The following is a 10,983-nucleotide window of genomic DNA, read 5'->3' as shown; positions in this document are numbered from 1 at the left end:
TTTCTCTCCTAACTGCTTACATTTGATTTTTTATTCGGTAAACATAAGCTAAAATTTCTGCAACTGCTTTGAAAAATTCTTCCGGAACGGCATCGCCTATTTCAGCCGAGTCATAAAGGGACCGGGCTAAAGGACGATTTTCCACCATCACCACGTCGTTTTCAGTGGCGATATATTTAATCTTCTGTGCTAGATAATCAACGCCTTTCGCCACTACATAAGGCGCATCCATTTTATTCTCATCGTATTTAAGTGCAATGGCAAAGTGAGTAGGGTTTGTAATCACCACATCCGCTTCCGGAACTTCCTGCATCATGCGTCTCATGGCCATTTCACGCTGTCTCTGCTTAATTTTGGATTTAATCAGCGGATCACCCTCGATGTTTTTATGTTCATCTTTTAGATCCTGCTTTGACATTCGAATATTTTTTTCAAAATCATATTTCTGATAAAGAAAATCGAATAGTGATAAGAATAGTAGCGCTAGTGAAGCAGCGATTCCCATTTGTACAGTTAAGCTCGCCATCGTCGCTAATGAATCCCCCACTGATTTAAACGATAAGCTTAACACTTGATCAATATTCTTCCAGAGAATGACAAACGTGATCGCACCTACGAAGGAAATTTTCAGAATGGATTTTAATAGTTCAACGATTGCTCTTAAAGAGAAGATACGCTTAAACCCTTTAATCGGATCAATCTTTTCAAGCTTCGGCTCAAGCGGTTTAGTCGTAAACATGACCCCTACTTGTATATAATTCGAAACCAATCCGGCAAGTAAGGCCACTAACATAATAGGACCGAGAAGCAATGCAAGTTCTTTCATAATATCCATGGTTATGACTTGAACTGTATTCTCTGTCAGTTCCATCAGCATGTATTCCTGAAAGGTTTGATTAAAAAGATCGAACACAATATTCCCAATATATGAAGCACTGAACGTAAGGAATAAAAAAACGGCAAGAAGGATGATTGCTGTATTCACATCCTGGCTTTTTGCTGTTTGTCCTTTTTTCCTCGCGTCATCCCTTTTTTTCGGAGTCGCTTTCTCCGTCTTTTCCCCACTGAAAAACTGTAGGTCTAATGATAGCCACTTCAAATTATGTGCCTCCAATAATTTTCATTAAATCTCTCATGGTCACGAACATCATTTCAAAAAGCTGCTGCATGACAGCAAACATCACTCCCATTACAATGAACAGCACGATAAATGCAACGGCAATCTTGATAGGAAACCCTACGACGAAGACGTTTAACTGCGGTACAGTACGAGCCACAATCCCCAAGGCCACATCTACAAGGAACAGCGTTGCAACAACAGGAATCGACATTTGAAAAGCAATGATGAACATTGAGTTAAAAGATGTCATAACATAGTCAATTAGTCTCTCATCTCCAAAAGGTATCCACGGGCTATCAATCGGGATCAGCTGATAACTATAAAAAATTCCATCCAGGAGCAGGTGATGACCATCAAGAGCAAGCAATAATAGAAGCGCAAATGTATATAAATATTGACCCATCAAGGGGCTTTGTGCTCCTGTCTGGGGATCGATTACATTGGCAATGGCAAACCCCATTTGAAAGTCTATAAACCCTCCGGCTATCTGGATGGCCGTAACAATCATATAGGCAACAAAACCGATGAGAAGTCCGATCATGGCTTCTTTCATGATCAACAAAAAATAGTGACCGTTGATTTCAAATGCCGTAGATTCAATCGTATAATACATGACCCAGGAGAGTACCACCGAAAAAGCGATCCGATGTTGTGCAGGTATGTTACGGTATGAAAACAGGGGCATCGTAACAAAAAAAGCCGAAACCCTAACAAACACTAGTAAGTAAACCGATAGAATGGGTACAAGCTCTTCCATTCTCTTACCCTACGAACCTTGTTAAATCTGAGAAGATTTGTGAGGTATACGTCACAAGCTTCGTTAACATCCAAGGTCCAAAGAAAACAATCCCGACCAAGACCGCCACGATTTTAGGAATAAACGCAAGAGTTTGTTCCTGTATTTGTGTTGTTGCTTGAAATATACTGACGATCAACCCTACTATAAGGGCTAACAGCAGTAATGGAGCGGAAACGATGAGGGTTACATATATTCCACGCTCCGCGATCGCGATAACAGATTCAGCATTCATTGAAACTCACCTACTTAAAAACTTTGTAAAAGAGATTTTATTACTAAATACCAGCCATCCACTAACACAAACAGTAAAATCTTGAAAGGCAATGAAATCATAACAGGAGGGAGCATCATCATCCCCATGGACATCAAGACACTCGCTACCACCATGTCGATGACTAAGAAAGGAATAAATATCATAAATCCTATTTGAAAAGCCGTCTTAATTTCACTTAACGCGAATGCCGGTACCAAGGATGTAAGAGGAATGTCTTCCACAGATTCGGGTCGTTCAGCCCCGGAATATTGTAAGAACAACTCTAAATCCTTTTGTCTTGTGTGCTTACTCATAAATTCTTTAAACGGGATCGAAGCCTTGTCGTAAGCTTCTTCAAGATTAATCTCTTCATTAAAAAGAGGGGTCAATGCTTCATCGTTTACCTCTTGGAAAGTTGGAGCCATGATAAAAAATGTAAGAAATAAAGAAATTCCAATCAATACCTGATTCGGCGGCATTTGTTGTGTGGCAAGAGATGTCCTGACAAAAGATAGGACAATCATGATCCGGGTAAAAGATGTCATTAAAATCAGAATACTGGGTGCCAGTGAAAGGACGGTAAATAGTAATAGCAGCTTAACACTTGTCGATACATTATCTGCAGAACTACTATTAAAAAACTCCATGAATTCATTCATCGGAATGATTCTCCTCTTTCTTTAAATCCTTGAACATCTTTTTTCTTCCCTTTTTCATTTCCTCCAGTTGTGATTTCAAATGTGATTGAAATGAGCTTGTGTCAGAGGATTGAGAAGGACCTTTTACCTTTGTTAACCAACTGGAAACGGCTGTTTTGGCATCAGGATATTGAGCGTCCTGATAAAAGGATAGTATCTCTTCTTTTTCTTTTTCATCCTGAATCTCTTTCAATAGCTGAATATCTTCTCCTACACCGAGTACGAGTACTTGTTTGCCTACCTTAACAATTTGGACAGAACGATTTCCCCCGAGGGGCGTTCCACCTAAATGATTGATTAATTTCGTTTGTTGAAAGGATCTTCCTTTTTGATTGATAAATTTCAATAAAAAATATATGAGAGCAACTACAAAGATAAGAGCAACGATCATTTTAAGATAATCCAAAAAAGTAACCGAGGTAGCTGCGGCTGAGGTGTCAGCCTCATTATTTTGCTGCTCATTGCATTTCTCTGGATGTTCTATGCAGTCCTTGACATTATTCACTTCTGCAAATGCTGTTACATCCACAGCATTTGCAGTAATGATAAAAACAATAAGACTCACTAGAATTTGAATCTTCTTCAATACATGCACCTTCTTACTAATCTGTTAGCTTAGAGCTTTCTGAATGGCTTCGATTACACGATCGGCCTGGAATGGTTTAACGATAAAATCCTTTGCACCCGCTTGTATGGCATCAATCACCATTGCTTGTTGACCCATTGCAGAGCACATGATGATTTTCGCACCGGCGTCGACTGCTTTGATTTCCTTCAGAGCTGCAATACCATCTTTTTCCGGCATAGTAATATCCATGGTGACAAGGTCAGGTTTCAGTTCCTTGTATTTATCAACAGCTTGACTTCCATCGGCTGCCTCTCCTACTACATCAAACCCATTTTTCGTCAAAATATCTTTAATCATCATTCTCATAAAAGCCGCATCATCTACAATTAGAATTTTATTAGCCATTATTGTCATCCTCCATCATCGTCTAAGTTATTTAAGTTTTTTTATACGATCACTTTGACTTACAATGTCCGTAATTCTGACACCAAAGTTCTCATCTATCACTACTACTTCCCCTTTAGCCATCAACTGACTGTTTACAAGGATATCAACCGGTTCTCCCGCTAATTTATCAAGCTCTATTATGGAACCAGACGATAACTCGAGTATGTCCCTGACAGATCGGTTCGTCCTTCCGAGCTCTACCGTAACCTGCAAGGGAATGTCTAGTAGCATATTCAAATTTTTTGTTTCCTGTTGTCCCAATGTTGTCGGTTCAAAATGACTAAATGTAGCCGGTTGTACATTTACGGTTTCTCCATGCACCCCTTGCCCCCCCAAATGCTGAGGAGACGCTTGCGGATTTGAAACATGGACAGGTTCCTCATACATACCGCTATATGGCTCTGCTTGTGGAGCAGCAGGAGGTTCCACGGTCGGTGTAACCGCTGCTGCAACTTCGTCAGTAGCTCCACCATTCATTAATTCATCCACCAGACTCTTGGCAAAACTTAAGGGCAAGAGCTGCATGATGCTCGAATCAATGAGATCTCCGATTTTCAATGAAAAAGATACTTTTACTAATAGATCTTGATTAGGAAGGTTTTCTTCTCCCTCTCCTTGAGGTATGTACATCAAATCGATGGAAGGTGGTGAAATATCCACTTTCTTACTAAAAACCGTAGACATGGAAGTTGCAGCAGAACCCATCATTTGATTCATTGCCTCTTGAACGGCACTAAGCTGGATTTCCCCCAAATCACCGGATGGGTTCCTTCCATCTCCACCAAGCATCAAGTCAGCGATGATGGATGCATCTGATTGTTTGATCACCAGCAGGTTCACTCCTGAAAATCCTTCAGTATATTGAACTTGAATGGCGACATACGGATGAGGAAATTCCTCTTCTAAATAATTTTTATCAATGATCGTTACTTTAGGGGTCGTTATCTCAACCTTCTGATTGAGCAACGTGGATAAAGCCGTTGCAGAACTCCCAAAGGAGATGTTCCCGATTTCACCTAAAGCATCCTCTTCCATAGAACTAATGTAATCATTGCTATTTATCTCTTTGCGTTCTTCTGTTTCCTCTTCAGGCTCTGCAGACCCACGAAGCAACGCATCAATTTCATCTTGTGATAACATATCATCACTCATCATCGTCGTCTCCCCCCTTCAACGAATCTAAAATTTGTACGGCCAGTTTCTTATTTGACTTTCCTGGCTGAGCTGTAAATTTAGGAATTTCACCCACTCTGATCGTTAATGGATCATCGATTCGGGTGTTCATTTCGATTACATCACCAATATCCAGCATAAGGAACTCTTCAATTGAAATATCAGAACGTCCTAATTCAGCTACTATCGGCACTTGGGCTTTCTTGATTCTTCTTTCTAGATGTGCCGTTTCTTCCGGCTTGCTCTCTTTACGTTTGCTTTCCATCCAATAGCTTCCTGATAATTTCGGAAGGATCGGCTCGAGTACAACGTGTGGAATGCAGATGTTAATCATTCCACTTGTTTCACCAATCGTTGTGTTTAATGAAATAACCACAACCGTTTCATTTGGTGATACCATCTGAAGAAATTGCGGATTCACTTCAAATTCCGCAAAAAGCGGATCTACATCAGCCACAGTGCTCCAGGCTTCCCTTAAATTCTCAAAAGCCTTTTCAAAGAGCTGACTCATAATTCTCGTTTCAATTTCGGTTAAATTCTCTACTTTATTAACGCTGACTCCCCTTCCACCCATCACCCGATCCATCATCGAATAAGCAATATTGGGGTTGATTTCCATAAGGATCCTTCCATCCAATGGTGGTAATTCATATACGTTTAAGATGGTCATTTTCGGAACGGAACGGATAAATTCTTCGTATGGGATCTGGTCAGCAGAAGCAACATTTATTTGAACATAAGTTCTTAATTGAGCAGAGAAATATGTAGTCAAGATCCGGGCGAAGTTTTCATGTATTCTCGTTAAACTTCGGATTTGATCTTTAGAAAACCGTAAAGCTCTCTTAAAATCATACACTTTCACTTTTTTCTCTTCTTCTTCTTTTTTGAAATCATCTGCACTCATCTCTCCTGTATTGAGAGCTGACAAGAGAGCATCGATTTCACTTTGAGATAAAATTTCACTCGCCACCACTTCACCTCCAAACACTCATAATAGCTTTCTTATTGAATCATCATAGAGGTGATATAGACTTTTTCTACCATTCCTTCTTGCATAAGGGAGTTTACCTTGTCTTTAACCTTCGTTTCGATCATTTCTTTCCCTTTTTTCCCTTGCAGTTCTTCTGCTTTCAATTCTGAAAGCTCTTCTATGATGATGTTATTCACTTGAAAATCTCTCTTTTCCAACTCACTTTTTGCTTTTTTACTATCCGTTTGAATCTTAAAGGAAATACGAATGAAATCATTACTCATTAAATTGGTTGTCGTCTCAGGTATGTCCACCGAGTTTTCAATCACTTCTTCTATGGAAGGCTCTTTCGCTTCTTCATCACCTGAAAACTTCAGAATAACAACTAACGCAATCACACCGACAAGTGTAATCGTAACCAACAGGATCATCATGATTGTCAGGGCTTTACTCTTCAACTGATACTCCCTCCCTCATGGGGCACGCTGAGTAAATTTGCTTTTTGAAAGAAAGAAAGTGTAAGGGAGTCAACCTCATCCACTGTTTCTTTCACAACATATCGTCTGCCATTTGTTAATAGAATCGTAGTGTCCGGAAACGCTTCTACTGTTTCTATGTATAAAGCATTCAACGTAAATGACTTTCCATTCAGTCTGGTTAACGTGATCATAAATTTCAGAACTGACATCCATCCCCCGATTCAACCTAAGGTAAAACCTGTTAGATGTCAGTCCCTTCCTCCCTTTTTAACGAATTAACGTTTCAAGTTTATAAGCTCTTGCAGGATTTCATCCGACGTTGTGATGATACGTGTATTTGCCTGGAAACCACGCTGAGCCGTGATCATTTCAGTGAATTCTTCGGATAGGTCCACGTTGGACATTTCAAGGGCACCAGACTGAAGTGCCCCTCTTCCCTCTCCAGCTAGCCCCTGGTTCGGAAGGCCTGAGTTGTTTGAAGCCTGGAACAGATTATTGCCGGCTTTCGTCAACCCACCCGGATTGGAAAAAGTAGCTAATGCCAGTTGACTTAAAACTCTCACTTCACCATTGGAAAATACTCCATTCACTTCACCGGAAGAACCTATGTTGAAGCTTTCAAGGTACCCTTCTGAGTTTCCGTCAACAGTATCTACATTAGCGGAGGATGAGCTATCGAACTGAGTGATCTTGGAGAAATCCAGATCTATATCTTGACTTGGACTTGCTCCAGTTGAATTGTTTAATGTGATAGCGAAAGGAACATATCCTGTAGCTGGTGACTGCACCTTCCCGGCATTGTCAAAAGTAATTGTTGTATTTGCATTAACGGTTACACCTGGAGTCAAACTAGATACAGTAGCCTTCCATTGATTTAAGCCTGTCTTCTCCATCACAATTTTCAAACTGATGTCCTTCCCCAATGAATCTTTCACTTTTGTCTCTAATTCTACTTGGGTATTATTCGGTGCACTGGACTTCAAATTACCATTATAAGTAGCCACACTTGTTGCTTGAGGTGCCATAGTCGTATTCGTATCAATCTTAATATCAGCCGTACCACTCTTATTGACAACACCACTTGCATCAACAGGATATCCTTGCACCAAATTCCCCTGACCAGTCACAAGATTACCGTTTGAATCTAAATAAAAGTTCCCGGCACGGGTGAACATTTCGTTATTTCCTTGTCTTACAACAAAAAATCCGTCACCCGAGATGGCTACATCCAAGGATCTGCCTGTTGTCTGCAGACTTCCTTGAGTTTGAATCGTATCAATGGACGACAGAGATGCCCCAAGACCTACTTGCTTTGCATTTTGACCTCCACGGTTTTCAGTTGCTCTACTCGCACCAGAAACGGTTTGGTTCATTAAGTCCTGGAATGTGACACGCCCTTTTTTGTACCCGTACGTATTTACATTTGCAATATTATTTCCGATTACATCCAGTTTTGTTTGAAAGTTTTTCATTCCACTGATACCCGAATACATTGAACGTAGCATGAATTTTTCCCCTTTCTTATTAGCTGCTTCAATCAGTCCACAGCTACAGGCCTCCATAAAAGGTCCAGCCTATGAATCTATTAATATCGTTCCATTAATGTTGGTGAAAATCTGAGAATGTGCTTCGTCACGGTCCAAAGCTGTGATCACCGTTTTGTTTTTAGCGCTTACGATTAACGCGGCATCTTTCAGAATCACCAGCGAATCCCCGACACCCTTCGATTTTGCCTCGTTTATTTTCGCCCCTATCTTCTCCCATGTATGTGGAGAAATAGAAATTCCCCGTTGCTCCATCCTTACCATTGCATGTTTGCTAATCTGTATGTGGGGTACATGTTGAATTGCCTTGTCTAATTGGGCAGCAAATGATGAAGCACTTGAAGGTTTAGTAATAGCTTTCGTCTTATTTGGTGCAATAGGTTGTGGTGAACGATGAAAGAATGTCTTTTCCATACAATCCACTCCCTAAGATTCGATTTTAATTAATTTATCACTGGAAATTTTGTCACCTGCTTCTGTATGAAACCAAATAAGTGAATCTTTCTTTGAAACGGATTGAACAATTCCGCTCATCTCTCCATCTTCGCCGTGCCATGTTACGTTCTTTCCTATTAATAAAGATGCATTAACGAGAGAAGCTTCCGGGGTATCCGTCGTATTCACTTGTGAAATATTCCCGGGAGTCAGGATTGTTCCGTCCTCCATGATGAATTCAACAGAGTCTCCTTTAAAGCGGACTCCTTTTACGAATCCCTGTCCTTCTTGTATTTCGGGTGCATCGCCCGCTTCTGATTCTATGATTTTATGCCATGTCACTTGTTTACCAACAAATTGATTGTAAGAGATCAATTGTGATTGACTTTGGTTATCCACAAATTTCTCCATTGTTTTCGTCAGGTTCGTCATCTGCTCTAGTGATGAAAAGGTAGCCATTTGTGCGATGAAGTCTTTGTCCTGCATCGGATTCAACGGGTCTTGATTCTGTAATTGTGTCATCAGGATTTTCAGGAAGTCATCTTTTCCCATAATATCCTTTCCACCTTCACGCTGTTTTGTTTGGATGGTGGAATATAGTAAGCTCGGATCGATTTTCGTCATATTATCACCTATATTTCGGTATTTACGAGATAATCCTTAAAGGATTGAGTTCTTTCTTCTTCCTGGCTTCCTCCATGTGGCTGATTCTGCTTTTGCTGTTGTGAGGACTGTTGCTGTGACTGCCCTTTGGATTGCCGCTCAGCATCTGTTAACGCCTGTGAGATTTCAATCTTCTCTACCTGGAGGTTCTGTGATGTAAATGCATGTTTTAATCCTTGAATTTGAGAATCAAGCATTTCTTTCGCAGTTGCCGTTGAAGCTAATATTTTTGCGGTCATCACTCCGTTTTGTTGTAGAAGTTCAATCCTTAGTGAGCCCAGTTGCTCTGGATACAGCTTGATTAGTAGCTTACTCATGTTCGGCTGTGACAGCATTTGAGATTTACTTAGGATATTCTGAAATTCTTTCACAAATTGTTCATATTGAAGGGAGCGATTTCCTGATGAGAGACTCATGGAAACGGATTCTGTTTTCGGAAGAACAAAGTGTATGTGGCTTGCCTGTATCGGTTGAATACTTTTCTTCTCCACGGTGACCCCTTCTGTTGAGGACTGCTTTTCCATTGGTTGCACAGGGGCTTGGCGTTGAAAAGCATCTTTTAATAGCCGGGACCAATCCTTCGCCTGATTAAACTCTCTGGGCAGGGATTGATCTACACCCGCTTGAACCATCTTCATCATCTCTTTCAGCTCGGACGCTTTTGATGCTTCCACCACAAGTAAGTCACGGTTAGCTGCCAAAAGTTCAATGACCTTTACAAGTCTGGTCACTTCTTCTATTGGCCCTTTTCCGCTTATGCTCCCCACCTCATTTTTTAATGCGGATTGCAGCAACTGCATCGTTCCCAACAGGATTTCATGAAGATCCTCTACATTATCACCTGATGAAGACGAAGATTGCTCAGTCTCAATTAGAGCGGATTGAAGCTCAGAGAAAAGTGTATTGACCGTTTCTTTATCCACACCAACTATTTCAGCGATTTGGTCAAAGTCAAATTCCTTTAATCGGGATAAGTCTTCTAATTGTGCGCTTGATAGTCCAACTTCATCAAGCTCTGTTGCAAGAAAGATGCCTTGCAGGCTAACCAGAAGAGATAGTGTCTCGGGCTGTTTTACTTCTTCCCTTTCAACCACATGATTCGATACAAATCCTAAAAGTTTTGAAAATCCATCCATTTCTTTCTTAGAAAGCGTTGATTCCTTTCTCATCCCCATGGGAGAGTTGGGAGCTTGGGTACCTATTCCGATTTCCACTTTTTCACCTCCTCTCATGACCTAGCCTATCTTTCCACCGTCGAGAGCAGCTCCGTGTATCTGGCGGCATCTTCCGGGGGCATTTTTTCTAAAATATCTGCTAGAATATCAGGTTTGATATTTGATAGAATCTTCATTGCCTCATCATCATCCATTTTCATCAGAACAGGGGCAGCACTCTTTGCTGACATGGATTCAAATGTATTGACTACCTCTTTAAAGGCCCGTTTGTTTTCTTCACCAATCTGCCGTAACTCTTCAAGCTCTTCTTTTTGCTGCTGTATGGTTGCTTGCAGTTGTTCATTATCACTATCTTTTTTATCTACTTCATTTTGAAGCTGAGCAATTTTCGCCTCTTGATCTTCGATTGAAGCTTGAAGAGAGACCATTCTCTCATGTAAATCGTCTGCTTCCCGGGCTTCGTTTGAAGGAAGGATGTTAGCCAGAAAAGGGATATCCGAGCTGAATGATTGCGCTTTTTCAAATACATTGATTCCTGCAACTGTCATGATTACGAGAGCGAAGGTTATAGTAAACAAGAGAGGAATGAAGATGATAAACACAACTCTTTGGAAACGACTGGACTGCTCTTTGTTTTCCTCTTCGATCACCTTTGCCAT

General features: G+C 40.7%; 15 protein-coding genes. All 15 read right to left on the bottom strand.

Going from position 1 to position 10,983, the window contains the following annotated elements; genetic code table 11:
* Positions 1–16: 16 nt before the first annotated feature.
* Positions 17–1,099 carry a flagellar biosynthesis protein FlhB gene (gene flhB, locus ACIFOD_RS10085; RefSeq protein WP_397551697.1) on the bottom strand — a complete coding sequence of 361 codons (1,083 nt, stop codon included), beginning with the start codon at positions 1,097–1,099 and terminating at the stop codon, positions 17–19.
* 1 nt (position 1,100) lies between these two features.
* Positions 1,101–1,877 (bottom strand): flagellar biosynthetic protein FliR, encoded by a 777-nt coding sequence (gene fliR / locus ACIFOD_RS10080; protein ID WP_324748101.1) that lies wholly within the window; start codon positions 1,875–1,877, stop codon positions 1,101–1,103.
* A gap of 4 nt (positions 1,878–1,881) precedes the next feature.
* Complete coding sequence (gene fliQ / locus ACIFOD_RS10075) at positions 1,882–2,151, bottom strand: flagellar biosynthesis protein FliQ (RefSeq protein ID WP_113968210.1); 270 nt, start codon at positions 2,149–2,151, stop codon at positions 1,882–1,884.
* 14 nt (positions 2,152–2,165) lie between these two features.
* Complete coding sequence (fliP, locus tag ACIFOD_RS10070) at positions 2,166–2,831, bottom strand: flagellar type III secretion system pore protein FliP (protein WP_044337390.1); 666 nt, start codon at positions 2,829–2,831, stop codon at positions 2,166–2,168.
* On the bottom strand, positions 2,824–3,456 hold the full coding sequence (locus ACIFOD_RS10065) for a flagellar biosynthetic protein FliO (RefSeq protein WP_430314487.1): 633 nt from the start codon (positions 3,454–3,456) through the stop codon (positions 2,824–2,826). Before ACIFOD_RS10065 ends, fliP begins: the two co-directional genes overlap by 8 nt.
* Positions 3,457–3,480: 24 nt before the next feature.
* On the bottom strand, positions 3,481–3,843 hold the full coding sequence (locus tag ACIFOD_RS10060; RefSeq protein WP_113968213.1) for a response regulator: 363 nt from the start codon (positions 3,841–3,843) through the stop codon (positions 3,481–3,483).
* Between the two features lie 27 nt (positions 3,844–3,870).
* Positions 3,871–5,040 (bottom strand): flagellar motor switch phosphatase FliY, encoded by a 1,170-nt coding sequence (gene fliY, locus ACIFOD_RS10055; protein WP_430314486.1) that lies wholly within the window; start codon positions 5,038–5,040, stop codon positions 3,871–3,873.
* Positions 5,030–6,028: a flagellar motor switch protein FliM gene (gene fliM / locus ACIFOD_RS10050; RefSeq protein ID WP_113968215.1), complete on the bottom strand. Its 999-nt coding sequence runs from the start codon at positions 6,026–6,028 to the stop codon at positions 5,030–5,032. Before fliM ends, fliY begins: the two co-directional genes overlap by 11 nt.
* 32 nt (positions 6,029–6,060) lie before the next feature.
* A complete protein-coding gene (gene fliL / locus ACIFOD_RS10045) occupies positions 6,061–6,486 on the bottom strand; it encodes a flagellar basal body-associated protein FliL (protein WP_428973880.1) in 426 nt (141 codons plus the stop codon).
* Positions 6,483–6,698 (bottom strand): flagellar FlbD family protein, encoded by a 216-nt coding sequence (locus ACIFOD_RS10040; RefSeq protein ID WP_430314485.1) that lies wholly within the window; start codon positions 6,696–6,698, stop codon positions 6,483–6,485. Before ACIFOD_RS10040 ends, fliL begins: the two co-directional genes overlap by 4 nt.
* A gap of 84 nt (positions 6,699–6,782) precedes the next feature.
* A complete protein-coding gene (gene flgF / locus ACIFOD_RS10035; protein ID WP_430314484.1) occupies positions 6,783–8,012 on the bottom strand; it encodes a flagellar basal-body rod protein FlgF in 1,230 nt (409 codons plus the stop codon).
* Positions 8,013–8,081: 69 nt separating this feature from the next.
* Positions 8,082–8,465 carry a TIGR02530 family flagellar biosynthesis protein gene (locus ACIFOD_RS10030; RefSeq protein WP_324748095.1) on the bottom strand — a complete coding sequence of 128 codons (384 nt, stop codon included), beginning with the start codon at positions 8,463–8,465 and terminating at the stop codon, positions 8,082–8,084.
* A gap of 12 nt (positions 8,466–8,477) precedes the next feature.
* A complete protein-coding gene (flgD, locus tag ACIFOD_RS10025) occupies positions 8,478–9,110 on the bottom strand; it encodes a flagellar hook assembly protein FlgD (RefSeq protein WP_430314483.1) in 633 nt (210 codons plus the stop codon).
* A gap of 8 nt (positions 9,111–9,118) precedes the next feature.
* Positions 9,119–10,363 carry a flagellar hook-length control protein FliK gene (locus ACIFOD_RS10020; protein WP_430314482.1) on the bottom strand — a complete coding sequence of 415 codons (1,245 nt, stop codon included), beginning with the start codon at positions 10,361–10,363 and terminating at the stop codon, positions 9,119–9,121.
* 26 nt (positions 10,364–10,389) lie between these two features.
* Positions 10,390–10,983 carry a MotE family protein gene (locus ACIFOD_RS10015; protein WP_430314481.1) on the bottom strand — a complete coding sequence of 198 codons (594 nt, stop codon included), beginning with the start codon at positions 10,981–10,983 and terminating at the stop codon, positions 10,390–10,392.

The sequence above is a fragment of the Rossellomorea sp. NRS-1567 genome (assembly GCF_050467885.1).
In the GTDB taxonomy this organism is placed as follows: Bacteria; Bacillota; Bacilli; order Bacillales; family Bacillaceae_B; genus Rossellomorea; species Rossellomorea aquimaris_C.
Note: the sequence above shows the minus strand (reverse complement) of the source record. Positions and strands in the feature narration are given on the sequence as shown.

Bases quoted from the DNA above. Each gene is read 5' to 3' on its own strand.
- fliQ (WP_113968210.1), bottom strand. From the start codon at position 2,151: ATGAATGCTGAATCTGTTATCGCGATCGCGGAGCGTGGAATATATGTA.
- flgF (WP_430314484.1), bottom strand. From the start codon at position 8,012: ATGCTACGTTCAATGTATTCGGGTATCAGTGGAATGAAAAACTTTCAA.
- ACIFOD_RS10060 (WP_113968213.1), bottom strand. From the start codon at position 3,843: ATGGCTAATAAAATTCTAATTGTAGATGATGCGGCTTTTATGAGAATG.
- flgD (WP_430314483.1), bottom strand. From the start codon at position 9,110: ATGACGAAAATCGATCCGAGCTTACTATATTCCACCATCCAAACAAAA.
- ACIFOD_RS10015 (WP_430314481.1), bottom strand. From the start codon at position 10,983: ATGGCAAAGGTGATCGAAGAGGAAAACAAAGAGCAGTCCAGTCGTTTC.
- fliR (WP_324748101.1), bottom strand. From the start codon at position 1,877: ATGGAAGAGCTTGTACCCATTCTATCGGTTTACTTACTAGTGTTTGTT.
- ACIFOD_RS10030 (WP_324748095.1), bottom strand. From the start codon at position 8,465: ATGGAAAAGACATTCTTTCATCGTTCACCACAACCTATTGCACCAAAT.
- fliP (WP_044337390.1), bottom strand. From the start codon at position 2,831: ATGAATGAATTCATGGAGTTTTTTAATAGTAGTTCTGCAGATAATGTA.
- fliY (WP_430314486.1), bottom strand. From the start codon at position 5,040: ATGATGAGTGATGATATGTTATCACAAGATGAAATTGATGCGTTGCTT.
- ACIFOD_RS10040 (WP_430314485.1), bottom strand. From the start codon at position 6,698: ATGATCACGTTAACCAGACTGAATGGAAAGTCATTTACGTTGAATGCT.